General features: G+C 32.6%; 21 protein-coding genes and 16 tRNA genes. 30 read left to right on the forward strand and 7 right to left on the reverse strand.

Features of this window, described 5'->3' with window-relative positions:
- Positions 1–13: 13 nt before the first annotated feature.
- On the reverse strand, positions 14–1,327 hold the full coding sequence (gene bamG / locus ACUUYC_RS03860; RefSeq protein WP_474264045.1) for a BamG family beta-barrel-assembly machinery protein: 1,314 nt from the start codon (positions 1,325–1,327) through the stop codon (positions 14–16).
- Complete coding sequence (locus ACUUYC_RS03865) at positions 1,320–2,057, reverse strand: type III pantothenate kinase (protein WP_474264047.1); 738 nt, start codon at positions 2,055–2,057, stop codon at positions 1,320–1,322. Before ACUUYC_RS03865 ends, bamG begins: the two co-directional genes overlap by 8 nt.
- 98 nt (positions 2,058–2,155) lie before the next feature.
- On the opposite strand from ACUUYC_RS03865, the gene ACUUYC_RS03870 reads away from it, so the two are divergent.
- Positions 2,156–2,228 (forward strand) — tRNA-Phe (locus ACUUYC_RS03870).
- Positions 2,229–2,301: 73 nt separating this feature from the next.
- Here the strand turns inward: ACUUYC_RS03870 and ACUUYC_RS03875 are convergent.
- From ACUUYC_RS03875 to ACUUYC_RS03890, 4 genes are all read right to left on the reverse strand, one after another.
- The gene (locus tag ACUUYC_RS03875) at positions 2,302–3,381 is read right to left on the reverse strand and encodes a hypothetical protein (RefSeq protein ID WP_474264049.1); all 1,080 of its coding nucleotides are present in this window, start codon (positions 3,379–3,381) and stop codon (positions 2,302–2,304) included.
- A gap of 154 nt (positions 3,382–3,535) precedes the next feature.
- Entirely contained in the window at positions 3,536–4,360 is an 825-nt protein-coding gene (locus tag ACUUYC_RS03880; protein ID WP_474264051.1) for a T9SS type A sorting domain-containing protein, read from the reverse strand.
- Positions 4,361–4,384: 24 nt separating this feature from the next.
- Positions 4,385–6,625: an endonuclease/exonuclease/phosphatase family protein gene (locus ACUUYC_RS03885; RefSeq protein WP_474264053.1), complete on the reverse strand. Its 2,241-nt coding sequence runs from the start codon at positions 6,623–6,625 to the stop codon at positions 4,385–4,387.
- 57 nt (positions 6,626–6,682) lie between these two features.
- Positions 6,683–7,696 carry a helix-turn-helix transcriptional regulator gene (locus tag ACUUYC_RS03890; protein WP_474264055.1) on the reverse strand — a complete coding sequence of 338 codons (1,014 nt, stop codon included), beginning with the start codon at positions 7,694–7,696 and terminating at the stop codon, positions 6,683–6,685.
- 234 nt (positions 7,697–7,930) lie between these two features.
- Between ACUUYC_RS03890 and ACUUYC_RS03895 the strand changes: the two genes are divergently transcribed.
- The 3 genes from ACUUYC_RS03895 (at position 7,931) to ACUUYC_RS03905 (ending at position 9,602) form a co-directional block, all read left to right on the forward strand.
- On the forward strand, positions 7,931–8,482 hold the full coding sequence (locus ACUUYC_RS03895) for a 3'-5' exonuclease (protein WP_474264057.1): 552 nt from the start codon (positions 7,931–7,933) through the stop codon (positions 8,480–8,482).
- Between the two features lie 118 nt (positions 8,483–8,600).
- Entirely contained in the window at positions 8,601–9,230 is a 630-nt protein-coding gene (locus tag ACUUYC_RS03900) for a hypothetical protein (RefSeq protein WP_474264059.1), read from the forward strand.
- A 75-nt stretch (positions 9,231–9,305) separates the two neighbouring features.
- Complete coding sequence (locus ACUUYC_RS03905; RefSeq protein ID WP_474264061.1) at positions 9,306–9,602, forward strand: hypothetical protein; 297 nt, start codon at positions 9,306–9,308, stop codon at positions 9,600–9,602.
- A 14-nt stretch (positions 9,603–9,616) separates the two neighbouring features.
- Here ACUUYC_RS03905 and ACUUYC_RS03910 read toward each other — a convergent pair whose 3' ends face one another.
- Positions 9,617–10,231, reverse strand: coding sequence for a rhodanese-like domain-containing protein (locus ACUUYC_RS03910; protein ID WP_474264063.1), 615 nt, complete (start codon positions 10,229–10,231; stop codon positions 9,617–9,619).
- A 229-nt stretch (positions 10,232–10,460) separates the two neighbouring features.
- Here ACUUYC_RS03910 and ACUUYC_RS03915 point away from each other — a divergent pair, with 229 nt between their 5' ends.
- The 26 genes from ACUUYC_RS03915 to ACUUYC_RS04040 all read left to right on the forward strand — a co-directional run bounded on the left by ACUUYC_RS03915 (position 10,461) and on the right by ACUUYC_RS04040 (position 24,162).
- On the forward strand, positions 10,461–11,849 hold the full coding sequence (locus tag ACUUYC_RS03915) for an RtcB family protein (protein ID WP_474264065.1): 1,389 nt from the start codon (positions 10,461–10,463) through the stop codon (positions 11,847–11,849).
- Complete coding sequence (locus tag ACUUYC_RS03920) at positions 11,846–12,328, forward strand: hypothetical protein (protein ID WP_474264067.1); 483 nt, start codon at positions 11,846–11,848, stop codon at positions 12,326–12,328. Before ACUUYC_RS03915 ends, ACUUYC_RS03920 begins: the two co-directional genes overlap by 4 nt.
- A 28-nt stretch (positions 12,329–12,356) precedes the next feature.
- The gene (locus ACUUYC_RS03925; protein ID WP_474264069.1) at positions 12,357–13,232 is read left to right on the forward strand and encodes a hypothetical protein; all 876 of its coding nucleotides are present in this window, start codon (positions 12,357–12,359) and stop codon (positions 13,230–13,232) included.
- A gap of 6 nt (positions 13,233–13,238) precedes the next feature.
- On the forward strand, positions 13,239–13,961 hold the full coding sequence (locus tag ACUUYC_RS03930) for a DUF434 domain-containing protein (protein ID WP_474264071.1): 723 nt from the start codon (positions 13,239–13,241) through the stop codon (positions 13,959–13,961).
- A gap of 200 nt (positions 13,962–14,161) precedes the next feature.
- Entirely contained in the window at positions 14,162–14,722 is a 561-nt protein-coding gene (locus tag ACUUYC_RS03935) for a 3'-5' exonuclease (RefSeq protein ID WP_474264073.1), read from the forward strand.
- 48 nt (positions 14,723–14,770) lie between these two features.
- A complete protein-coding gene (locus tag ACUUYC_RS03940; RefSeq protein ID WP_474264075.1) occupies positions 14,771–15,517 on the forward strand; it encodes a nucleotidyltransferase domain-containing protein in 747 nt (248 codons plus the stop codon).
- Positions 15,514–16,572, forward strand: a complete 1,059-nt coding sequence (locus ACUUYC_RS03945) for a nucleotidyltransferase domain-containing protein (protein WP_474264077.1) — start codon at positions 15,514–15,516, stop codon at positions 16,570–16,572. Before ACUUYC_RS03940 ends, ACUUYC_RS03945 begins: the two co-directional genes overlap by 4 nt.
- A gap of 268 nt (positions 16,573–16,840) precedes the next feature.
- Positions 16,841–17,551: a hypothetical protein gene (locus ACUUYC_RS03950; protein ID WP_474264079.1), complete on the forward strand. Its 711-nt coding sequence runs from the start codon at positions 16,841–16,843 to the stop codon at positions 17,549–17,551.
- Complete coding sequence (locus tag ACUUYC_RS03955; RefSeq protein WP_474264081.1) at positions 17,538–18,908, forward strand: SDR family oxidoreductase; 1,371 nt, start codon at positions 17,538–17,540, stop codon at positions 18,906–18,908. Before ACUUYC_RS03950 ends, ACUUYC_RS03955 begins: the two co-directional genes overlap by 14 nt.
- A 14-nt stretch (positions 18,909–18,922) precedes the next feature.
- Positions 18,923–18,995 (forward strand) — tRNA-Val (locus ACUUYC_RS03960).
- Positions 18,996–19,032: 37 nt separating this feature from the next.
- Positions 19,033–19,104, forward strand: a tRNA-OTHER gene (locus ACUUYC_RS03965).
- Positions 19,105–19,117: 13 nt separating this feature from the next.
- A tRNA-Asp gene (locus ACUUYC_RS03970) sits at positions 19,118–19,190 on the forward strand.
- 730 nt (positions 19,191–19,920) lie between these two features.
- Positions 19,921–20,053, forward strand: a tRNA-OTHER gene (locus ACUUYC_RS03975).
- A gap of 96 nt (positions 20,054–20,149) precedes the next feature.
- Positions 20,150–20,221 (forward strand) — tRNA-Asn (locus ACUUYC_RS03980).
- 4 nt (positions 20,222–20,225) lie between these two features.
- Positions 20,226–20,298: transfer RNA gene (locus tag ACUUYC_RS03985), tRNA-Cys, on the forward strand.
- A 146-nt stretch (positions 20,299–20,444) separates the two neighbouring features.
- A tRNA-Asp gene (locus ACUUYC_RS03990) sits at positions 20,445–20,517 on the forward strand.
- Between the two features lie 4 nt (positions 20,518–20,521).
- A tRNA-Pro gene (locus ACUUYC_RS03995) sits at positions 20,522–20,594 on the forward strand.
- A 96-nt stretch (positions 20,595–20,690) separates the two neighbouring features.
- A tRNA-Glu gene (locus ACUUYC_RS04000) sits at positions 20,691–20,762 on the forward strand.
- A 4-nt stretch (positions 20,763–20,766) separates the two neighbouring features.
- Positions 20,767–20,840, forward strand: a tRNA-Leu gene (locus tag ACUUYC_RS04005).
- 27 nt (positions 20,841–20,867) lie between these two features.
- Positions 20,868–20,939, forward strand: a tRNA-Arg gene (locus tag ACUUYC_RS04010).
- Positions 20,940–21,072: 133 nt separating this feature from the next.
- Positions 21,073–21,145 (forward strand) — tRNA-Met (locus tag ACUUYC_RS04015).
- 8 nt (positions 21,146–21,153) lie between these two features.
- A tRNA-Ile gene (locus ACUUYC_RS04020) sits at positions 21,154–21,226 on the forward strand.
- 7 nt (positions 21,227–21,233) lie between these two features.
- Positions 21,234–21,304 (forward strand) — tRNA-His (locus ACUUYC_RS04025).
- Between the two features lie 6 nt (positions 21,305–21,310).
- A tRNA-Phe gene (locus tag ACUUYC_RS04030) sits at positions 21,311–21,383 on the forward strand.
- Positions 21,384–22,503: 1,120 nt separating this feature from the next.
- Entirely contained in the window at positions 22,504–23,604 is a 1,101-nt protein-coding gene (locus ACUUYC_RS04035; RefSeq protein WP_474264083.1) for a slipin family protein, read from the forward strand.
- Between the two features lie 120 nt (positions 23,605–23,724).
- A complete protein-coding gene (locus ACUUYC_RS04040; RefSeq protein ID WP_474264085.1) occupies positions 23,725–24,162 on the forward strand; it encodes a helix-turn-helix domain-containing protein in 438 nt (145 codons plus the stop codon).
- The last annotated feature ends 166 nt before the right edge of the window (positions 24,163–24,328 follow it).

Genomic DNA, 24,328 nt, shown 5'->3' on the forward strand with positions numbered 1-24,328 from the left:
TAATTTTATTCGGTTAATTATACTTTCTTTTTATGAACCATCTATCATTAAGTGATAAACTTAAGTGGAAATTTACGTAGTTTTCTTTAATTAATCCTGCGTTTGTTGTTCCTCTCTTTCCGAACTCTACACCAAGGTTCAAGTTTGATATTGTTCGTCCTACTGGTAATCCTACTCCAAAAGATATGCCAAAATCATTTAAGTCTTCATTTCGAATCGTAATTCCTGTATGCTCATAGCGAATTCCAGCTCTATAAGTTACTCTCTCCCAGTAACTTGTAAATGAATTGTATTTTGGAATATAAAATCCTCCAACTGCTAACTTTGAAGAGTTTTCATATGAAACATTTTCAATCGTTGTTAAACTGTTTCCAAAGTTACTACTATTTAGAAAAGTATACTCTACACCAGCAAACCATTTATTTTGTTCTCCTAAACCAGCACCAAGCGATGTTTTTGTTGGCAATGTTAGTTCTGTTGTTTGTTTGCTTCCTAAATCAACAACATCTAATTGACCTGGACTTACAATTTCTCCACCAGTTCCTGATACGTTTAACGCTAGTAGCTCACGTTTGTTATCTGAATTAATATCTGATTGTGGCGAGAAAGTTAACGAAGTTGTGAGTGATAGTTTCTCGTTGAATTTTGTTTTGTAGTAAGCACCTATGTTATAACTTAGTCCACTTAACTTTGATTCGTCTTTAGAACGCGTACCATAATTTAGTGTTCTACTAAAGTTTCCATCTGCATCAAGTTCACCTAAAAATTCTGTGTTTTGATTTTTGATGTTTCCAAAGTTGTAGTTTACAGTTGCTCCTACTGAAAAGCTTTTTGTGATTTTGTATCCTAATGAAAGAAATACAGAGTTCAATCCTCCTTCACCTTCGTATTGTGCAAATTTGTTTGGAGTTGAAGCGATTCCTGTTTCTCCAATTCCTTCAAAGTTGTATCCTACCGAACTAAAAGGTAAGATTCCAAATCCAATTCCCATTTTTTTACTAAGTGGAAAACCGACTGCTAAGTAGTCTAATGCGGTGGATGAACCTTTATCAGTTCCTGATGGACCTTCGAGCTTTAATTGCCCGTAACTTGCTCCTAATGTATATGTTGTGAATTTTAAACTTCCAAATGCCGCTGGATTTTGCAAGTTTAAATGTAGACTATCTGAATAGACACTCATTCCTCCCATACTTCTATTTTCCGTTGTTCCCTTAAACTTCAAGTCTCCAATTCCTAAGAACGAATACGGCGAAGCTGTTCCTTGCTGTGCAATACTTGCTTGGCAGATAAACAACAAAATTGATAATACTAAAAACTTTCTAATCATTGTATCTATTATATTCTAAAACATTATTCAATCCTTGTAACAAGAATTTTGAATTCGCAAATATGGTATTTTTTAACCTTTTAGCCAAGAAATTAGTGTCGCCGCCTGTTAAAATAACTGTTAAATGTGCAAATTGTTCTTTATAACGCTCAATTATCCCATCAATTTCGGTAATTACTCCTAAACTTACTCCTGAGTGAATTGCACTTTCTGTGGAATCTCCAATGTAATTTTCGGGCATTTTGGGTTCGAGTAACGGAAGATTTGCAGTTAACATATTTAATGTCTTATATCTAAGTTGTATTCCAGGTGATATACCGCCACCTAAATATATTTCTTTATCTGTTTTAAAATCATAGGTTATACAAGTTCCTGCGTCAATAACAAGTACATTTTGTTTTGGGTACTGCATTACTGCCGCAACAATCAATGCAATTCTATCTACACCAAGCGTTGATGGCGTTGTATAATTATTTTGAAAAGGCACATTTGTTTCATGCGTCAATTTCATCACTTTCAAATCAAGTTTAGACAAGAACTCTTTTGTTTCTTTTCGCAACTTTGTCACCGAAGAAGTGATCATTTGATCTACTTCTGGAAACTTTTTTAAAGTTTTTTTAATTTTTTTTTGAAATACTTCTTTCTTGAAGCTTTCATGAGACAACATTTTATCTCCCTGAAAGACAGCAACTTTTACGAACGTATTTCCTGCATCTACAATTAAATTCATAATATCTTTTCAACGCTGCTAATTTAAGAAACGTTTTTTTTGCAAAATAGTTTTGTCAAGTTTAAAAAACACTTATATTTGCATCCGCATTTGGCACTGGTGCCTTAGCTCAGTTGGTAGAGCAAAGGACTGAAAATCCTTGTGTCCCTGGTTCGATTCCTGGAGGCACCACTAGAAATGTTAACCCGATCATATTTATGATCGGGTTTTTTGTTTTAAGTACAGAAAGTGGGATGAAAATAAATTATTTTAAAAAAACAGGAATATTATTAATAAGGTGCTTCTTGGAATGGTAATTAAAAATCTCTTTAACCCACGGATATCTTTCCCAATGCTCAAACATACCATATTCACGCTCACTACTTAGTAAAATCGGTTGGATAGTTAATGATGGATAATTTGGAATAATATGACTTAACTCTTGAGGAATACTTTTTGGATCTGTAATATCTGCAATAACCATTTTAGCCATATTAGCTATCAATTGTATAGTTTCCGTTAAATCTCTATTTGAGGAAGGAGAAAAAGTAAATAGTATTGGAACATGGCCATTTTTTGTAACTTCATCTTTTACTGCTTCTAAAACATTCAATCTATCTTCTGTAAAACGACCGAGAATTAAAACTACTTTGGATGTAAGAGATGTAACAATATTTCTAATTTTCTTGTTATCAATTAACATATAGATAAACTGAGCTATTTCAATATTATCTACCGAAACTTCTGAATCACCTTTCCTCGTTATGATTAAATTTCTAGTTTCTGATTTATCTAAGTTAACACTCCAAATCGAAGCTCCATATATTCTTGATCGACTAATAATTGTCTCAAAAAAGTATGTTTCAATTAATTTAGACATCATCAAATTAGTATCTTTTAAGCTACATTTATGATATTCTGTACGATATTGCTCTGATCGACTTAAATTTGAATTAATGAATACACAGTCTTTAAATTTACTCAGATTGAGATTAGCATTGATAAACTGAGTTTTTTCAATTCGACAACTTTTAAACGTGCAATTTCTAAATATTGAATCATTAAATTGAGTTCTATAAAATTTACACTCTATAAAAGTAACATTATAAAACTCTGAAGAGTGAATAATTATCCTTGAGAAATTAAAACTATTAAATATGTTACCAGAAAAATTTAATATAGGGAAAGTTGCTATTGTAAATGAAATTTTTGGTCGCTTATAATCTCTTAAAGTATTATCTGAGCGTAGTTCTATTTTAGGTGTATTCCTTGTTTTATCTTCTACCCATTTATTCCACACTTTTGCCCCTTGATCTATTAAATCTAAAATTTCTTCTCTTGTCATAATTAAAAAATAAATTCACCAATACTTAAAAGTAAGCATTTATTTATATTTCATTAAGATTATTCCACTACACACCCATGTTTTAGAAACGAAAAAGAACAAAAAAAGCCATTCAAATTAATGAATGGCTTCGTTTATATTGTATGCAAAGAAATTACTCTTTAATAAGCTTTACAGTTTTTGATCCTGAAGTTGCTTTTATTTTTGCAAAATAGATTCCTGATGGTAATCCACTCATGTCAATTGTTTCAAGGTTTGATGTTTTGTTTAAAACACGTTGTCCGTTTATATTTGTAACCTCAACAGCTTCTAAATCACTTACACCAGATATAGTAGTAATATTCTTTACTGGGTTAGGAAACACACTCACACCTGTTAATTCTACTTCATTCGTACTTAACGTTGAAAAATCAAATAATGCTGGGGCTGATACTGCAGAAGCATTCGGATCAACTACATTAACAAATTCTGCCATTCCATTATCAATCATATCAGCTTGCATAAAAGATTTTAAAGGCGTAACTGTATTCGCTAAAGCTGAGTTATTTTCTAAAATATAAATAAGCCCTGACGTAGGACTTCCTTGTACTGAAAAACTGTACATAATAGAGTTCATTCCTGCTGAAGGAGCAGGTAAAGTAGCTGGACTCCCTAATGTTTCTGTAATTAAGTATCCATCAAGTGTTGGTTGTGCTACATTAGTTCCATCAAAGAAAGTAGCGCCTGCAGCACCACCTAAAGAAGTTGCAGCACCTGTATTAATTGTTACACCATCAGGTAGTATAATTGTAAACCCGTAACTCTGTACAGAAGTAGCAAAGTTACTAGCACTTGCGTTTGGCACTGCTTGTATTGTAAAATCATAGACATTCATAGGATCCTGCACTAATGAATACGTGTAACCGTCTTGCGCATTTACATTGCTTGTAAATAGCGAAAAAGCAGTAAAAAGTAATAAAATAAAAGTAGTTTTTTTCATGTCGATTTGTTTGATAAATTAGTTTTAATTCCCTGGTAATTGTTCTTGTATAAAATAAGTAGCAAAGTTAAGAAAATTTCCCGGATGTGCTAATATATTTTGTAAGACGAAAGGAGTATCTGGCGATGTTCCACTGTATTGAGTAATTCCATTCATATTTACATCTTGGTTATTATATCCAATAATCTCATACGTTGGAAAGTTTAAAAAGTTTCCTGAATCATTCAATACTGCACTCAAAATGGTTGGTGTATCTGACATTGTTCCGGAATATTGCACAACAGTATCATTATTCACATTTCCTGCCCACATAGCAAATTTACCAGAAGGTACTAAGGTTGTTTGCGAATTACTTCCAAAAGTTATAGTATTAGAATCAAGCGAAAAATTGATTGAAACTGCACTACTAGATAATTGCACTTCACTAATAGTCATAATTCCTAAATGGTTTCGGTGACGAATAGCTACATAATAATCTGCAGGTGGCACATTTAGTTTTAGTGTAGAAACTCCATCAATATCAACCACATCACCATCACGTTGTAACAAAGCTGAACGCCCATATTTCACTTGTGTATTGTCGGAAGCATCTCGTAATTCTACATAAATCCAATCTACAATATCATTGTTTTCAGCTCCAATATTCGCATTAAAAACATTCACATTGCAAGTTATAGCATCTGCATATGGTGAAGTTGTTGGTAAAAGATTATTTCTGCGTAAATCGTCTCGCATGAGTTGTTCCTCTCCAACAATCGGGTTGATTCCTGCACCTTGCAAGTATACAATTGGAGACACCGTTGCAGTTTTAATTGAAAAATCAGTCACAACTGGAAAATGATCTGAAGCTGTTCCAGTATCTGTTTGCTGTAAATTATAGTTAGTCAATCGTGTTGTTGACATCAATTCTGTTTGTAAAACAAATGATTTTTCTGCTTTCAGCGTGAAATCTGAAAAAATGATAAAGTCTAACTTTCCTGGAGGAAATGCTTGTGTATCTGATCTCCATGTATAATTCATTCGCACATCAGTTTGAAGGCAATTTTCTTCTTTTAAATCTGTATCATTCCAGTCTAAAGATCCACCTTGTCCATAAGTTGCTGTATTTTGAATATCGCCTGTTTTTAGTGTTTCTAATTGTTGTGCAGAACCTACCAAATTTAAATCGCCGCCATATACAAAAGGTGTATTTTCAGGAAGATCAATTAATCCACCAGACGTTTTCGCATCTAATATAAATGCTGCATATTGATCTACCTGATCTTGTCGAGAAACATCCGCGCCGCAACAACTCAAATGTGCATTTGTAAATAATAAATCTGTATGATATAAAGTATCAGGGAGATCTATCAATACAGGAAACTGGCGCGTTAAATGATCCCATTGCTGTGTAATTTCCCATCGAGAAACTGTGACTTCTCCACCATGTTTCCTCACATACCAACCATCAACTGTTCCTAAAGGAAGCCACGTATCAAAAAGTCCTTTCACATACGTTTCCGAAGTTCCGGCGCTTTCAATAAAACCTATAATATCAGGATTTAACGACTTTATAATTCGCTCAAAATCATCCAAACGATTTACATCTAATAAGCCATCCAACAAGGTATTATACGCAACAATTCGTATTTGTTCAGCAACACTTTTATTAATATCAATCGGCGTATATACAGAAACTGGCGTTTCATCAAATGTATAGGTAAATACATTTCCTATATTGGGAACTCTATCAAAATTACTATCGTTTTTTATTAAGATTTTAATGGTTGATGATGGAAACAACGGATTACTTCCATCTGGAAGTACATGACGACCAATTGCAATTTCAAATTCACTGGAAGTTACAGTTGGTGCAGCTCTTAATTTTAAGTCTGAAAGACTAACTTGTGAATATGGCGTTACATTATAATGTGCATATAATCGTGTAAATAGCAATCCAAGTTCAGAACCGTATCCTTGTTGAATATCAAACCCTGTATTGGTATCATTATCAGTATCAATAAAAAGTCCTAATTCGTGCAGAATGGTATCGTCTGTTAAATCAAACTCTTGATCTGCTTTAATTTTGATAAACAAAAACTCATCATCATTTGTTATTTGAATCTCTAACAAATCTATTCCAGTAATTGTTTCGTTCGTATCTACATATGTAGTTAAACTTGAATTCCAATCATCAAAAATACCATCAATAGTTATGGCTGTCGATTGTGAACATACAAATTGAAGATTCAACAAAAAAAATGCAAAAATGTATCTCAATTTCATAAGAAGATTTGATTGAATGATATCGCATATAAGGTTTCTCATCATTCTTAAATTTAATCAATTATTATATTTACTGACCGCAGCTTCTAATTTTTTACGAATTCGCTTGCGCAATAATCGCGGTTGCATTACTTCAATAGCATCACCAAAACCAAGAATTAAACGTTCCAATTCAAAATTAATATGCACTTGAAGTTTTATAGTTACACTACCATCTCGGTCTTTTTCTAAAATTTCTTGTGTTGTATGAAATGGTTTTGTAATCACATAAGGTGCATTACTTTTATCTATCTTTAAGATGATTTCCTGAATGTGTTTTTCATCCAAAACTGTCACTCCAACTGTATTTTTATAATATGTATCTCCATTGAAGTTTTCATTTCTATACGGAATGTCCAAATCATAATCTACTTTGATAATTCTATCCAATGCAAAAGTGGAAATCTGTGACTTATTTCCTGTAACACCAACCAAAAACCATCGATTGTTAAATTCTTTCAAGATAAATGGATGGAAAATAATTTCAGAAGCATGTCGCGCTTTAAATGATTGATACGTTAGCCGCAATACTATTTTTTTCAGAATAGCTTGATACAATAAATCCAGATGCTCCAAACCTTTTAAGTTTTCATTTTTGTCTAAATGAATAATTGAAGCTTGATGTGTTTTTTCTGTATATACTTTGTCTTCCAATCGCTGAATAATGCCGCCTAATTCTGAAAACAGCGAAAAATCTTTAAACTGTTTCAACATTTCTACAGTTTCAGATAATACATTCATGTCATTTTCCGTCAGCGGAATATCTGTAATAGAATAGTCTTCATCTTCGTATTTATAAAACTTACGATCATACACAACAATCGGCGCATTATAACCCAACTTATCACTTCGCATCATTTGAATATCTAACTGCACTGTTCTTCTACTCACATTCACTTCGCGACCTTCATATTCATGTAAAGTATCAGAACACGCTTCAATCAAATCGTTCAACGTCCATTGACGATAACGGTTTTGCAAACACTTATCAATTGTTTTATAACGAATCAATGCGTTTTTATTAATTGCCATGTTTCTTTTATTTGGTGTGAAAATAGAAAAAAAATATGAAGTGCGTAAAAAGATTGCGTAGTTAAATAACATTCTTTGCACAAGTTCTTTACATAGTAGTTGTGCGTCGGCTTTCATCTGTCAACATTAAACATTAGGTCTCGTTCTTCAACGAGATTAATTCAACTTACAATTTTGAATGCGTCTTTAGACTTTTCAAAAAGTGAGTTTCATTAAATTAAAATCATTAAAAAGATGAAAACAACAAACAAAATCCTAGTGGTAGACTTAGAAGCTACATGCTGGGAACAAGATGGTGAATACCAACGAAATCATAGCGAGATTATCGAAATTGGTATTTGCGAATTGGATGTTCCTTCCGGGGAAATTTCCAATCGACGAGGAATTCTAGTAATTCCTGAACATTCCGAAATCAGTCGATTTTGCACAGAACTCACATCAATTACACCTGAAATGGTTGCGCAAGAAGGCGTTTCGTTTGAAAATGCAATTGATATACTCTTTGACGAGTATGATTCGTCTGCGTACACATGGGCCAGTTATGGTGCTTATGATCGCAACAAAGTAATCGAACAATGCAAACAGAAATATGTAGATTATCCTTTTGGAGATCAGCATATCAATGTCAAAGAAGAGTTTAGACGTTGCAATCGAATGCAACGTGGAATTGGAATGGCACGTGCATTAAAACAACTTCGAATTCCTTTAGAAGGAAAACATCACCGAGGAGTTGATGATGCCAATAACACCGCAAAAATCTTACATTGGTGTTTAAATAATCAATAAGATGAATTTTACAAATTTTTAATTTTGATTAGCCGAATGGCTAATTTTTTTGTTTTAATTTTAAACTACGCATAACTATTGCGTACAATGTTAACATATTTGCTTCAAAGATAATATCATGGAAACATTACAATTAAAAATATATAATACCATACTAGGAAAAATAACCATCCCTGAGTTTGAGCAATTTCTTTATACGAATGAAAACATCTTGAGGAACTTAGAAAGCAACCATTTTTTCTATAAAATAATGACCTTAAATTATAGATTAGAAAATAGTTTGTTTCATCTCCAAAATGAAGTTTGTTTAGAATATAGCGAGGATTTCAAGAAAGTATTAACTGTAGAACAATGCTGTGTTGAAATCACTCAAAAAACTAGTCTAGAAGAGTATTACAATATTTTAAAAAAAGTTATGATTGACTATGATTATGATCAAGACTCTATAGTGCTTTGGGACTTTTATGACTTGAATGAAAGACTTGGATTAATATTTTCTGGTTACGGCTATGAAAAAGAAGATATATATCACTTGAAAATTCAATCTTTTGCAGAAAAAACATTAAGCAAGTTACAAAGTTGTACTTCTTTCAAACAAAAGGAAGCAATTGTTTTTGAAGAACCAAAAATAACTTCTGAAAAAGAAGAAGTTCAACCTATAAAAATGCAAAAACCAATTACAAAAGAAAAAACATCACTACGTAAAAAGATTGCGCACTTCTTTTCTTCTTTTGTAAAAGTTCATTGAAAATACTTTTGAAACAGTTTTAAGAAAGATATGTGTGACAATAATGGCACATATAACTTTTAAAAACTAAAAACTATGAATTGGAAAATTCAAAAACTATTGGATGGAGAAACCATCATTTCAAAAGAACCTGGTAATTCTATGTTGCCACTTTTAAAATCGAAGCAACCTGTAAAGTTGCAACCCATTTCTTGGGAAGATTGTGAAGTTGGTGATATCGTTTTTTGTAAAGTTCGCGGAAATGTATTTACACATTTAGTGAAAGGAAAAAACGAAAAACGAGGATTGCAGATTGGAAACAATCGCGGTAGAATTAACGGATGGACAAAAAATGTATATGGTAAAGTAATAGAGATATTACCAATGTCATAGACATTCTTCAACTACTACTTTTCGGAAAAACTAGTTCCTTCAAACTGAATATAAGAAGCATCAACTCTTGATTTCATGATATCAATTACATCATTTAATTCGTATACATTTTTATAACCATAACCGTATAAGTTTATATACGTTGGAATATTCAAAGCTAACATTAGTGGTTGATTATTCTTTGGCAATGCAATTTTTGATGCAAAATGAATAGGATCATTTTGAATATTATTGTTACAATAAATCAAAATTCTAGTTTCTGGATTAGGTATCAAACGCATCAAATTCTGCTGCGTAAATTTTGTAAAAGGCAAATTAACAGCGCCTTTTATATGACTCCTTTTATAAAGGTCTTCAGCTCTTGCATCTAGGATAATAACATCTTCTTCTTGGTTCATTTTGACAAAAGTTTCTAAATCGACCATGCGTTCTTCTCGATGCTTTTCTACTTTACCAACCAATTCTTTAAAATCATCAAAACTGACCAGAGGTTTACTATCAGAAGAATTATTAAACTCTTGTGTAAAAACATCTATCCGTTCTAATTCATCTTTTGAAGTATCTGATTCTTGTGCTATCATATTACAAATAAAGACCATTGCTAAAAAAATAAAACTTGTAGTTCTCATGATATTTAATTTTTGAGCTAAACTAAACATTCAAAATGCATTATGTAACTTATAATGAGCGAACTGACCATATGAATTAGTGAACACAATTTTACTGCGCAAAATAATTGCGTAGTAGTGTAACACATTTGTACCGGAATCATAAATACGTCATTTGTAAATGACAAAGTAGAAATACTCCGTTGAATATTGAAGTCAACGGAGTTAGATTAAAAAAAATAGAGAAGTCATGAAAGAACAAATTCAAATTAACGGAAACACATTAATCGATTTAGGTTTTAAACCTAAAAAATGGTTTAAAGAAGCAATTGTATACATCAATGATAACCAATTGCAACGTGATGAAATGCTTACGTATTTGGAACAGTTCAAATCTGATCCTGAAATAGAATTACATGAAAATCCAGTTGCATTTGCAATTAATATAAAAGCAGAAAATGAAGTTGAAGAAGGCAATGTTGAATCGGTTATTAAAACGATGAATACTTTAATGAAAACACCAACTTTGGTCAATGGAGCTATTATGCCTGATGCTTGTCCTACAGGTCAAAATGGTGTCATTCCAGTTGGTGGAGTTGCGGTTGCAAAAAATGCCATTCATCCAGGAATGCATAGTGCTGATATTTGTTGTTCCGTAATGTTGACAGATTTTGGAGATGCAAATCCTAAAGACGTTTTAGATGCTGCGCATAGCATTACACATTTTGGTCCTGGCGGAAGAGATAGAGATTCACAATTTAGATTTCCAATGGATTTATTAGCCGAAATTGAAGCGAATTATTTTTTAAATGATCAAAAATGTATCTCAGCAGCACGTTCGCATTTAGGAACACAAGGTGATGGAAATCATTTCTTATTTATTGGAACATCTAAAAAAACTGGAAATACGATGATGGTTACGCATCACGGAAGTAGAGGTTTTGGTGCAAACTTGTATAAAAAAGGAATGAAAGTAGCAGAACAATTCAGAAAAGAATTATCACCACAAACGTTAAAGAATAACGCTTGGATTCCATATGATACAGAAGAAGGAAAAAACTATTGGGAAGCTTTACAGATTGTACGTAAGTGGACAAAGAAAAACCACGAAGTACTTCATGATGCAACCTTAGAAAAGTTAGGAATTGAAAAAGAAAACAGATACTGGAACGAACATAACTTCGTATTCAAAGATGGAGATTTATTCTACCATGCAAAAGGTGCAACGCCGTTGGATAAAAAGTTTATGCCAGATATTACGGGACCAAGATTAATTCCATTAAACATGTCCGAACCTGTATTAATTGTTGAAGGAAAAACGACTGAATCAAACTTAGGTTTTGCGCCACATGGAGCCGGAAGAAATGTAAGTAGAACGCAACATAGAAAAAGTAAAAGCGGAACGATTCAAGAAATTTTTAATGAAGAAACAAAAGGAATTGATGCACGTTTCTTTTCAAATGAAATTGATATTACCGAATTACCTTCTGCTTATAAAAATGCAGAAACAGTTCGTAACCAGATGACAGAATTTGGTTTAGGTGAAGTTATTGATGAAGTAATGCCATACGGTTGTATTATGGCTGGTGATGTTGGTAAAAACGCACCTTGGAAACGTAGAAAGAAGAATAGGAAATGAAATTAATAAAGAAAATATGTAACATCATTGGTTTTACTATATTTATAGTGCCATTAGGTATATTAATTTGTGTAATTGTAGGTCCATTTTATATAATTATATCGTTATATAAAGACATGTTCAAAGAACTCACATTAAACGAAGAAATAAAAATCAATGATGGTAACATATTTTTACTGTATACAGATCATAATAAGTTTGACTTTGACAATTATTTTAAAAAACATGATAAACCCATTTCATGTATTAAAATAACTGATGGTAAGGCGAAAAATGACTTTAGCAATTATTTAAGTAAAGATTGTATACCAACATCATTTCCTACTTTAGTGAAAGTTGACGGCAAAAACTTAATCCATAAAGACCTTAACAAAGCTTTCAAGCAATTAGTAAAAAGGAATGACAATCCATATAGTTTTTATAAGCAAATAAAGCTGTCAATTCGGAAGTTAAAAAAAGAAATATCCCAAGAAGTATAAAGTTGTGGAAAAATAAAATCATACTATAATGAATCAAAAAGATCTAAAAAAGAAAGTATATCAGCTACTCTTTGATAAAATCTCTAAAACAGACTTTAAAAAAGACATACAAGTATTAAATGATGTATACAAACCAGATTCAGGTTCATTATTACATGATTTAACACAAGTAGATTATGATTCTCATGATTACAAAAAGCAGATAATTGAAGTCATATCAAACTATACAACGAAAGAAGAATTGATCAGTCTTAAAATTTATCAAGATTGTATAAATATTGTTGAAACAACAGACAAAAAAATTGCTTTTCAGCATTCAGTAAACTTAGGGCAAGTATATATTAATAGTAAAAATCTATATCAAATTGTATATGATTTTTATAGGTTTAATGAAGGACTGTCATACATAAAAGACGATTTGGTAAAGGCTACGGAAGAAGATGTATATTTTAATATTAAAAAATGTGCACGAGCAATTGTAGAGCAATATAATATTTCTCAGAAAAAACAACAGTGGATAGAGTTTTTACAGACTTCTTTGGGAATTATTAAACACAAAGAATCACTCAAAAATAAGCAAAGAGAAGAAATAATTAATCAAGCTATCCATGAACTTGCCAACTTAGAATCCAAGTCAAAGATAAAACGCTTATTGAAAGAAAATGGTTTTACTGATACTGAAATTGAAGAAATAATGAAAGTATCGGGAAAAACTTCTATAAAAATAATGAAGAAAAAACTGCTTCCAACATTAATAATTGGAATTATACTCACTACATATAGCATTGTAATTCTAAGCAATGAAAACAACACCAGATATTATGGTGCTTTTACACTTTTAATTGGAATAGGACTTTTAATATCTTCCGGGCTAATGTTTTTGAAGGTCAAAAAGGAAAAATAACTCATCATGGCAACGCGAAGTAGAGGAAAAGAAGGAAGTGATGATCGATTGTTTGGCGATCCAAAAATGCAATCAAAAATGCGAGAAGCCATAAAAGATCAATCGTATTTATTGAGTAGAGGATTCTCTGAAAAATCATCGTTGCAATTGGTTGGTAATCGTTACAAACTCAACAATCGTCAACAACGTGCTGTACAAGGAATGAGTGAAGCTTCAGACAAACTCATCAAGCGTGCTGCAAATTGTTTACAACCAAATCAACTAGCAAACAAAGAAGTAATGCTAGATGGTTTTAATGTACTAATCATGTTAGAAAGTGCTTTATCAGGAGCTTTTCTTTTCAAAGGTTTAGATGGTTGCTTTCGCGATTTATCAAGCGTGCACGGAACCTACAAAAAAGTAAAACAAACAGGCAAAGCCATTGAATTAATTGCAGACTTTTTACAAAAAAACAACGTAAAAAAGGCAATATGGATATTTGACAAACCTGTTTCAAACAGTGGTCGATTAAAAACGATGTTACGTGAAATTGCAGAAACGAAGAATTACAATTGGGAAGTTTTATTAGACAATAATCCTGACAAATTCATTGCAGAAAGTGGAAATATTGCTATCAGTTCGGATGCTTGGATTTTAGACAATGCAACTTCTTGGTGCAATATGGTACGACACATTGTAGATGAAAAAGTTCCACAAAAAAATGTAGTGGAAAGTGACAACATTAATTAAACAACAGTGAGAAAATCTTTTATGCAGAATAGTAATAGATCTGCGTTAAAATTTTTTGAAGCCGTGGAGAAAAATTAGCATTTCTATTACGGTTTTAGTTCTTTCAAAAAAGAACTAAAAATTCCTCATAAAAGTGCCCTTTCTTTTGGTTTTTTTCTTTGGACAATCAAAGAAAACGAACAATTAAATAAATTAAAAAAATGAATCATACAAAAAATATAATCATCGTTGACTTAGAAGCAACTTGCTGGAATGGAAAAATTCCTGACGGACAAGTCAATGAAATCATAGAAATCGGAATTTGTGTCTTAGACACAGAAACTGGAAATATTACGCAAAACGAAGGCATTCTTGTCAAAAATGAACGTTCAGAAATCAGTGAATTTTGCACAGAATTAACAACAATAACACAAGAATTACTCGATTCAGAAGGAATTTCCTTTGAGGAAGCTTGTACAAAACTGCGCAAAGAATACGATCCAAAACACTATACGTGGGCAAGTTACGGTCAATATGATCTCAACATGCTAAAAAGGCAATGTCGCTTAAGAAATGTAGAATACCCTATGGGCACAAATCATATTAATGTAAAAACAACCTTTTCAGAAGTAAAAGGAATGCGTAAAAAAGTAGGTATGAAAGGTGCTTTGAGAATTCTAGACATTCCACTTGATGGAACACATCACAGAGGAATTGATGATGCGCGAAATATTGCCAAAATATTACATTGGTGTTTAAACAATAATAACTACGCAAAATAATTACGTAGTAACAATTCATCTTTGGGTATCGAAAGAAATTATACAGTGATGAAAACACGAATACTAGAAAAATTGAACGAAATAGAACGCGATAGAAATATCGAAATCTTATTCGCAGTAGAATCAGGAAGCAGAGCTTGGGGCTTTGCTTCTCCCGATTCTGATTATGATATCCGTTTTGTATACAAACACAATACAGAATGGTATTTAAGTTTATGGAAGCATAAAGATACGATTCAGTTCATGACTGAAGATGAATTAGACGGTTCAGGTTGGGACATTCGAAAAGCATTAAAATTGCTTTCAAAATCGAATGCCTCATTATTGGGTTGGCTCTTCTCGCCTATTGTATATCGAAGTTCTGGAACTTTCTTGGAAGAAATGAAAACGGTTGCCGTAGACAATTTCAATCCTGTTTCTGGATTTTTTCATTATCATAGTATGAATAAAAATTTTGAAGAGACTTTAGGTTCTGAAGAAATGACCTTGAAAAGTTATTTCTATGCAATTCGAACAGCTTTATGCGCCAATTGGATCTATAAAAACGGAAGCATTCCGCCAGTAGCATTCCGAGAAATGTATTCATTACTTGATGAAGATTCCTGTAAACTTTTGGATGAATTAATTCTGTTAAAAAGCAAGCACATTGAAAAAAGTGACGAACCTGTAGATATCCGTTTAATCAATTTAGTAAAGAAAATCGTTGCAGAGAATAATGAAGTTCGAAAAGATTTGAAAAATGTAAAAGCAAATCCAGATGATTTTAATAAACTATTTACAAAAACAATAGCATGACACTCCAAGAACTCAAAAAATCTGGGCATATTATATTTGAATGTATTAGCGGAAGTCGAGCGTACGGATTAGATACGCCGACTTCCGACACAGATATTCGAGGTGTTTTTGTATTGCCGAAATCTATATATTATTCACTTGATTACATTGACCAGATCAATGATGAAACGAATGACACTGTGTATTATGAATTGCAAAAGTTCATTTCATTGTGTTCAAAAAACAATCCAAATATTTTAGAATTACTGAATGTTTCTGAAGACTGTATCTTACAAAAAGATCCGCTATTTGATAAAATTAAATTAGACATCTTTCTATCCAAACAATGTGAAAAATCTTTTGCTAATTATGCGTTTACACAAATTAAAAAAGCGCGTGGACTCGAAAAGAAAATTGTCAATCCAATGGAAAAAGAACGAAAATCTGTATTGGATTTTTGTTTTATGTATGAAAATGGAACTTCGATTCCTTTGCAAACTTTTCTAACAGAAAAAAACATAAAACAAGAACATTGTGGAGTCACGAATATTCCACATTTAAAAGATTGTCACAATCTATACCACAATGAAAATATTCCCTATAGAGGAATTATGAAAAGGAAAAATGCAAATGAATTGTCACTGAGTTCTATCCCGAAAGGGGAAAAATCAATTGGACTATTATTTTTTAATAAAGACAGTTATTCTTCATATTGTAAAAAATACAAGGAATACTGGAATTGGGTTGAAAAACGAAATGACGAACGTTACAAAACAACCATTTCACATGGAAAAAATTACGATTCTAAAAACATGATGCATACGTTCCGATTATTACGCATGGCAAAAGAAATTGCTACGGAAAATACAATTCATGTAAAACGTCTAGATCGTGAATTCTTGTTAGACATAAAACATGGAAAATTTGAATATGATGAATTAGTAACTTGGGCTGCGGAATTGAAAGTGGAATTAGAAACATTATACGCAAATTCAAATTTACCAGAACGCCCTAATTTGGAAATAATCAACGAATTACTAATTGATATTAGAACTGAATTTTATAACAAAATATAAGTTTCATGTAAATTAGAGCGCGAAGTTTCTTTTTCCGAAGTATAACAAATGTTTTTCGTTAAAAATTTTTGAAGCCTTGGAGAAAATTTAGAAAAACATTTGTGGTTTTAGCTTTTTCAGCTAAAAATACCTCTGGAAAAGGCGCCTTTTCTTTTGTTTCTTTTCTTTGGGCGAACAAAGAAAAAGAAAATTGAAAACCATAAATGAAATACGAAACATATAAGTCATTGAATACTCTAAATTTAAATTGAACATAAGTTAAAAACGCATGAACGCTTTACTAGACATTGCATATTCCTGTAAAAGTTTCCTTTCGGATGAATGGAAAGAGCAATATGATGGGTTTTTACAAAACGAACATCTATCATTGCTTGCGCGAAATGTCTATGCATTATATCGAAATGATTTTACTAAAATTCATGGAAAACCACATTTTGAAGAAGAAATCATTCCCGATATTCAGGAAGTATTTTCTATCTTCAAAACACAATTCCATATCCTCAAAAAATATAATTTTGAATGGAATGTAATTACGCGAAAGGCGTTTGCTACTGCATTGGAGCAAACGCCTTTCGCATATACGCTAATTTTAGCTGGCCAACGATTAACCTCAGCGAGTATTCAAAATGAACAAGCAATTCCTAGTTTGCGAAAAGAATTGTTAAAACGCAGTTTTGAAGCACATAATAATCAAATTTCAAAAGCTGTTCGTGCTTGGGAAAAACATGCGCAACGTTCTTCGGATAATTTTTGGGGAACCATCAAAGGAAACAATCAAGAAAAAGAAGAAAACGTGCAAAAACTCATAAAACATATGCTGAAGCATAAAACCTGGTGGAATGTATTTACACATTACAAACACGAATTGGTATATGAAGTTCGCATTGCAAGTGGTCACGGAATTCGTTGGAGAAAAGACACAAATGAACTTATTGGATTTTTAGAACCTTTTGAAAGCTATGATTATGACAGAAAATGATCAGACATATAATTTTTCACAACAAGAATGGGAAACGTGCCTAAAGGTTTTGCATGCGCTGAAAGAAAATCCATTAGAGAATCCAGACAATCAACAGTTTGGAACACTCATTACGAAAATTCATAAAAAAGCGAAAAAATCAAATCGGAAAGAAAGCTATTCCGCTAAAAAAATAGCAGATTTAGAAACAATTCTAAACAGTGAAATTTCAAAAAAAGCATTAAAAAACACAACGGTTTATCAAACAGCCGAAACAGAAACTCCGCAATCATTCACAAAGTTGAATGTTCCAAAAAATTGTTATTGTTGTAGTATTTCCTATTCATTTGCACATTCATTCTACAATCGTTTATGTCCGTCTTGCGCGGAAATGAACTATGAAAATCGATTCAAAAATCTTGAATTATCAGGTAGAAACGTAATCTTAACTGGTGGACGCGTAAAAATTGGGTATGCAACTGCGTTGAAAATGTTACGTTCCAACGCACATGTAACAGTAACAACTCGCTTTCCAGGAAGTGCTTTGGATCAATTTCGACAAGAAAAAGATTATGAATACTGGAAAAGTAATTTAGTAGTTTATGGATTAGACTTACGAAATCTGAAATCGGTTGAAAACTTCATCAGTTACTATAAAAACAACCACGAAACGCTCGATATTCTAATCAATAATGCAGCGCAAACCATAAAATATACAGATCAATATTACACACCATTAATTACAAAAGAACAGCAATTGGCTGTTGGTTTTTCTGGTCAACAAAACTTTATTGCGAATGAAACGCCTGTAGCAAATGTAAAACTCCTAGAAAATCATGTAGAAAAAAGTTATTTAGAACTCAATCGATTTGGGCAACCTATAGATAATAGAACTAAAAATAGTTGGAATGCTACCTTGGAAGAAATCTCTATGCAGGAATTAATTGAAGTAAACTTAATCAATCAGATTTCTCCATATTTCTTAATTAAAGAATTATTACCATTATTGAAGAATTCAACATTTGAGAAAAAACATATTATCAATGTAACTTCTTCGGAAGGGCAATTTAGCTACAACAACAAAACCATGTTTCATCCACATACAAATATGACCAAAGCAGCATTAAATATGATGACGCGAACTTCAGCAATGACTTTTGAAAAAGATAGCATTTATATGAATGCAGTTGATGTTGGTTGGATTTCTACTGGTGCAAGAGAAACATTACGTAAAAAACAATTTGAAAAAGGATACATTCCACCGCTTGATCCTGTAGATGGCGCAGCAAGAATCGTACATCCTATTTATGAAAATGAAAAAAACAATGCTATATTTACAGGGCAGTTACTGAAAAACTATACTGTTGTAGATTGGTGAAAAAGACAAAAGATGCAGCAGTAGTTCAGTTGGAAGAACACTATCACTACACGATGGAGGTCGCGGGTTCGAATCCCGTCTGTTGCTCTTTTAAAATAATATAATAAGAAATTTTGATACACAAAGATTGATAGTTTAATTGGAAGAATATCTGGCATCATCTCTGGAGGTGCGAGTTCAAGTCTCGCTCAGTCTTTGTAAAAACGGCAACGGTAGTAGCTCAATTGGAAGAGTGTCTGCCCGTCACGCAGGAAGTTGTGGGTTCGAATCTCACCTATCGTTGCTTATTTTTAATATAAAAACAAACTAGATTCAGTATAAATAATCCTTCTAATTTGGAAGTAATCGTATAAAAATCACATATTTGCCGCACTAATGACAAGATATTATATACATATAGCCTCTATTTGCCTGAAAAGTCAGGACAGAAATCGCGGAATGGTTGAACCATTTTTGCGAAACGGGACGCTTTATGTAGATTTTTATCAGTGAAACATACTATGAAATAACACAAAAACTATAAAAACAACAAGCGTCTAAGAAATTAGACGCTTTTTTTATGAAAAAAAATTAAAAAATGTTCAAAGCATAACCAAATAGAAAAATAAAAGATTGAAACGAAAAACAATTGAGAGACAGCCAGTTGCTAAAAAGTTTAGTATCCGTTAAAAAACGGACAGGAATTCTTATGCATAAAATAAAACATAACCAACTGATTATCAGTTAAATAAATTCAAAAAAACTTGTGTAATCAAAAAATGATTTTCATATTTGCAACGTCGAAAACAAAAAGAGACATCATGAAATTTACTATACATCACATATCCGATTTAGCCATTTGCCTTCGTTCGCCGAAGAATTGGGAACAGTTTTTACAAGAACTGACAGGAGATAGTATGTATATACACAAACGGGAGAATTATAAAGGTATGTTACGCTGACAGTAACTATATATGAACTTTATAAAAGCATCTCCCGAAAAAAGAGATGCTTTTTTTGTGGTTTATATTTTGGAAGAGCAATTGGCGGTGGCCACGGTCTTAAAATAAGCTTGCGAATTCAATGAGACAAAACTGGAAATAGAGTGCGGAATTAAAACCGTTCGGAGTTAATGACTCGTGTGGGTTCGACTCCCACTTCTTCCACAACAGATCAAAATTTTGGGGATATAGTTTACCAAGCGAAAATAGTGGGTTTGCATCCCGCAGCACGGAGTGCAAGTCTCCGTATCTCCACAAAATGATATTGTAGCTCAATGGCAGAGCAAGAAGCTGTTAACTTCTAGGTTGAAGGTTCAAATCCTTCCAATATCGCAATGACAAGGTGGCTGAATGGTGAAAGCAACAGTCTGCAAAACTGTTTTTTACGAGTTCGACTCTCGTCCTTGTCTCTAATATGGAAGTATTGAGTAATTGGTGGCTCGCCTGACTGTAAATCAGGTCTTTTAAAGCGTGTAGGTTCGAAATGCTAGCATTCACGAACACCAATTTATCAAATGGAAAAGTAGTGAGCTAATCCTACTACTTCCACAAATATAGTATCGTGACTCAATGGCTAGAGTGCTCGACTGTCTCTCGAGAAGTTGCGGGTTCGAATCCCGTCGGTACTGCAAACTGAGAATAGAACAATTGGCTGTTTACTCGCCTTGGACGCGAGAGGATGTAGGTTCGAATCCTGCTTCTCAGACGAAAGAATCAAAACAAGTGTACTTGAATTTGATTTGCAATGAGATATTGCAGGAACACTTTGTGAGTCCTGATTCTCAGACGAAATAATTAAAATGCTCCGTTCGTCTAACGGCTAGGACACCTGCCTTTCGAGCAGATAACAAGGGTTCGATTCCCTTACGGAGTACTAAACAGGAATGGCGGAACCGGCATACGCGGCTGTCTTAGAAACAGTCTTTTGAGAGTTCGAATCTCTCTTCCTGTACAAATGCAATCTTGAAAAGAGTGCAACAAGTTTATGGTGTAACGGATAGTACATTAGCCTACGAAGCTAAGAGTATAGGTTCGAATCCTATTAAACTTACATATTGATCTGTTGTGTAACGGCTAGCACACGAGATTTTAGCTCATGCGTTCATATTCCATTAATTAGGAATTCGTGAATGCATAGCATTTGATTCTCGGAGAAGAGGTTCGATTCCTCTCAGATCTACTATAGCGATATAGCTTAACTGGTAAAGCACTGGTCTCATAAGCCAGAAGTTGAAAGTTCAAATCTTTCTATCGCCACTAAAAATAGTGATATAGCTTAATTGGTAAAGCGTCAATCTGATAAGTTGGCAGATGAAAGTTCAAGTCTTTCTATCACTACAAAATGGTGACTTTAGTTTATTTGGTAAAACGCCTCACTGTGAATGAGAAGAACAGGGTTCGAATCCCGAAGTCACCCAAAAAGGAATAGTAGCAAAGTTGGTCAATGCGCTGGATTGAAGTCCCAGAAATATAGGTTCGAATCCTATTTATTCCACAAAAAGAATGTAGTTTAAATTTTAAAATAGTGAGTGTATATCTCAAAGATGCAAGTGCAACACTTGCCATTCTATAATTAGTAAATCACTGGTAACATATTATGACCTAAGCCTCTTAATGTTCAAAATATAGTATCAGAAAAAATAAATTTTAACTACGCAAAATGAATGCGCAGTAATGTAAAATATTTGTTCCAGAAAGAAAAACAGTTGCTAATCAATATACTGTTTAGTTAGTCATCCTCGCTATACGTGGGTTGTAGCGAGGAAAAAGCCTCTTTAGCATAAAAGGAAGTCCTGTGGTAAAAGATTAGACGTAACCACGGAGTGATTGGAAGATGTCGTTAGTGATACGCTTACTAATGAATAGAATTTGCAGAAGCACCGAAACAAACAAAATTTAAAGTAGGGAAGCGCATTTATAGCCAATCTGTTCGTATTAACGAAAGTACCAGTTCGAATCTGGTAAGAGGTACTATTAAAATATCAAGCGAGTCTTGTTGCGTGTTTCTGTATAGCACGATTGTATAAAACGTTGCAGCGATGCATCATGTTTTTATATCCAACTCGATTTGAAGGCTTCGGGTTATTAGCCAAATAATAATCTTCCATAAGGGGAACATGGGTCATGGGTTCGAATCCCATTCTCGCAAGAGATAGTTCAGCGGTTAGAACAATGTTTTTTGGATGTTGCCGGTTCGAGTCCGGTCAGTAGCTCCGAAAGGTTGGCTATTGTAACTCAATTGGTAGAGTACTACACTGTTAATGTAGATTGAAGTTAGGTTTCTTCTAAAAAAATCACCAGCCTGTCACGCTGTTAAAATTGACGAAAACGATGACGTATCAATCTGCTGAAGTTTTACTAAAACGAACAGCAATTTTGAAACTACTTTGACATATTGAATGTGTACAGATAGAAACTAGGATTTCTTGACAATCAAATCAAACTAAAAAAAATACAATAAAAGTGTTTTGCTTAGCGCGATTCCATTCTCAAAAAAGAACTATCGAAAACCTGTAGACATCAATATTTCCGTAAAGGATGAATGATTGATACGAATCGTTTTTACTAAAAAAATGTATAAATCGCCAGTAATGGCACTTATTAATAATAGAGAAATGAAACGAGTACGAATTAACACAGGAATGGTAGGTTTGGTTTTCAAAAACGGAAACTATCAAAAAGTAATTACTGCAGGAACGTATTGGCTAAAATATAGTCAACATGTAACCGTGTACAATCTTACTGAAAAATTTCATGCTCAAATTGCTAGTGAAATTTTATTGCAAGATGAAACATTAGCAAATATGCTAGAAGTAATTGACATTAAGGATACTGAAATTGTATTGATGTTTCAAAAAGGAAACTTCAAAGCAGTATTAGAAGCAGGACAACATTTGTTTTGGAAAGGCTTGGTAGAAAGAACTTTTACACGTATTGACTTAAGCAAAATTGAAGTTACCGAAATCAAAGACAAAAACTTACTCGGTAATTACAAATTGGCAAACTATTTAAAAGCATTTGAAATACTTGAATACGAAAAAGCAATCTTATTGATTGATGACAAATTTGAAAGAATTTTAGAATCAGGAATGTATCGCTTTTGGCGAAACGCTACAAGTATCAAAATTTCAAAAGTAGATATGCGTCAATTGCAATTAGAAATTGCTGGTCAAGAATTACTGACAAAAGATAAAGCTGCAATCCGAATTAACTTTTATACACAATATAAAGTTGTAGATATTAAAAAAGCAGTTTTAGACAATAAAGACTTTGAAAAGCAACTATACATTGCTATGCAATTAAAGTTACGTGCATTTGTTGGAAACTACACATTGGATGAATTGTTAGACCAAAAGGAAAACATCGCCAATGCAGTATTTGAAAACATCAAAGATACTGTTCAAACGCTTGGAATACAGGTATTGTATTGTGGTATTCGCGATGTGATTTTAACGGGAGAAATGAAAGATATCATGAATCAAGTTTTAATTGCACAGAAAAAAGCACAAGCAAACATCATTACGCGACGTGAAGAAACTGCTTCTACTAGAAGTTTGTTAAACACAGCAAAATTGATGGAGGAAAACGAAATGCTATATCAGTTGAAAGAGATGGAATATGTTGAAAAAATCGCAGATAAAATCGGCGAAATTACAGTCGCTGGAAACGGTGGCGTTGTAAAACAATTGAAAGATATATTTTCAGTCAGCAAATAACGATTGATATATACTAAAAATACATAATCACTATGTTTTTAATCCAAGTCTCATGACCGTTCTACCAAAACGGTTTTGAGACTATTTTTTACTATTAATACAAATTTTACCTATTGTAAAATGTCACGCTTACTAAACAAACTAAGTCACTTCTTTGAATACTTTTTTAAAAAAGAAGAACCCAAAAATACAAAGCTTGAAATCAATGAAGATGTTATCTTGAACATAATGGACAAGCTTTCTAACTTTGAGAACAATAAAGGTTTTTTGAAACCAGTTTCTTTACATTCATTAGCAAAGAAATTTCAAACAAACCCAAAATACTTATCTAAAATCATCAATATTAATTATGAAAAAAATTTCAGCTCGTACATTAATGATTTACGTATAAAACATCTTTTAAAAGAGTTACAAAAAGATGATTTACTAAAAACATATACTGTAAAAGCATTAGCAAAAAAGTTTGGGTTTACGAGTACAGAAGTATTTTCTAAAACATTCAAAAAACATACTGGAATTAATCCGTCAAGCTATTTGAATAATTTACATCATAATTAATTTGCCTAAAAGCAAGCTCTTTTAGAGTTGTCAATTAATTTTCTTGAGCTAACAAGTTCCTTCATCTTACTAATTATAGATGTTGGAACTTTTCTTTTTTACAATTCTACAAAACAAACAACTAAACTACTGATAATCAAATAAAAAAGTCACCACTAAAACATCA

This window comes from Kordia sp. E (assembly GCF_056033805.1).

What these genes read in the sequence shown, in the direction of transcription:
- bamG (WP_474264045.1), bottom strand. Translation starts at nt 1,327, where the DNA reads ATGATTAGAAAGTTTTTAGTATTATCAATTTTGTTGTTTATCTGCCAA.
- ACUUYC_RS03865 (WP_474264047.1), bottom strand. Translation starts at nt 2,057, where the DNA reads ATGAATTTAATTGTAGATGCAGGAAATACGTTCGTAAAAGTTGCTGTC.
- ACUUYC_RS03875 (WP_474264049.1), bottom strand. Translation starts at nt 3,381, where the DNA reads ATGACAAGAGAAGAAATTTTAGATTTAATAGATCAAGGGGCAAAAGTG.
- ACUUYC_RS03880 (WP_474264051.1), bottom strand. Translation starts at nt 4,360, where the DNA reads ATGAAAAAAACTACTTTTATTTTATTACTTTTTACTGCTTTTTCGCTA.
- ACUUYC_RS03885 (WP_474264053.1), bottom strand. Translation starts at nt 6,625, where the DNA reads ATGAAATTGAGATACATTTTTGCATTTTTTTTGTTGAATCTTCAATTT.
- ACUUYC_RS03890 (WP_474264055.1), bottom strand. Translation starts at nt 7,696, where the DNA reads ATGGCAATTAATAAAAACGCATTGATTCGTTATAAAACAATTGATAAG.
- ACUUYC_RS03895 (WP_474264057.1), top strand. Translation starts at nt 7,931, where the DNA reads ATGAAAACAACAAACAAAATCCTAGTGGTAGACTTAGAAGCTACATGC.
- ACUUYC_RS03900 (WP_474264059.1), top strand. Translation starts at nt 8,601, where the DNA reads ATGGAAACATTACAATTAAAAATATATAATACCATACTAGGAAAAATA.
- ACUUYC_RS03905 (WP_474264061.1), top strand. Translation starts at nt 9,306, where the DNA reads ATGAATTGGAAAATTCAAAAACTATTGGATGGAGAAACCATCATTTCA.
- ACUUYC_RS03910 (WP_474264063.1), bottom strand. Translation starts at nt 10,231, where the DNA reads ATGAGAACTACAAGTTTTATTTTTTTAGCAATGGTCTTTATTTGTAAT.
- ACUUYC_RS03915 (WP_474264065.1), top strand. Translation starts at nt 10,461, where the DNA reads ATGAAAGAACAAATTCAAATTAACGGAAACACATTAATCGATTTAGGT.
- ACUUYC_RS03920 (WP_474264067.1), top strand. Translation starts at nt 11,846, where the DNA reads ATGAAATTAATAAAGAAAATATGTAACATCATTGGTTTTACTATATTT.
- ACUUYC_RS03925 (WP_474264069.1), top strand. Translation starts at nt 12,357, where the DNA reads ATGAATCAAAAAGATCTAAAAAAGAAAGTATATCAGCTACTCTTTGAT.
- ACUUYC_RS03930 (WP_474264071.1), top strand. Translation starts at nt 13,239, where the DNA reads ATGGCAACGCGAAGTAGAGGAAAAGAAGGAAGTGATGATCGATTGTTT.
- ACUUYC_RS03935 (WP_474264073.1), top strand. Translation starts at nt 14,162, where the DNA reads ATGAATCATACAAAAAATATAATCATCGTTGACTTAGAAGCAACTTGC.
- ACUUYC_RS03940 (WP_474264075.1), top strand. Translation starts at nt 14,771, where the DNA reads ATGAAAACACGAATACTAGAAAAATTGAACGAAATAGAACGCGATAGA.
- ACUUYC_RS03945 (WP_474264077.1), top strand. Translation starts at nt 15,514, where the DNA reads ATGACACTCCAAGAACTCAAAAAATCTGGGCATATTATATTTGAATGT.
- ACUUYC_RS03950 (WP_474264079.1), top strand. Translation starts at nt 16,841, where the DNA reads ATGAACGCTTTACTAGACATTGCATATTCCTGTAAAAGTTTCCTTTCG.
- ACUUYC_RS03955 (WP_474264081.1), top strand. Translation starts at nt 17,538, where the DNA reads ATGACAGAAAATGATCAGACATATAATTTTTCACAACAAGAATGGGAA.
- ACUUYC_RS04035 (WP_474264083.1), top strand. Translation starts at nt 22,504, where the DNA reads ATGAAACGAGTACGAATTAACACAGGAATGGTAGGTTTGGTTTTCAAA.
- ACUUYC_RS04040 (WP_474264085.1), top strand. Translation starts at nt 23,725, where the DNA reads ATGTCACGCTTACTAAACAAACTAAGTCACTTCTTTGAATACTTTTTT.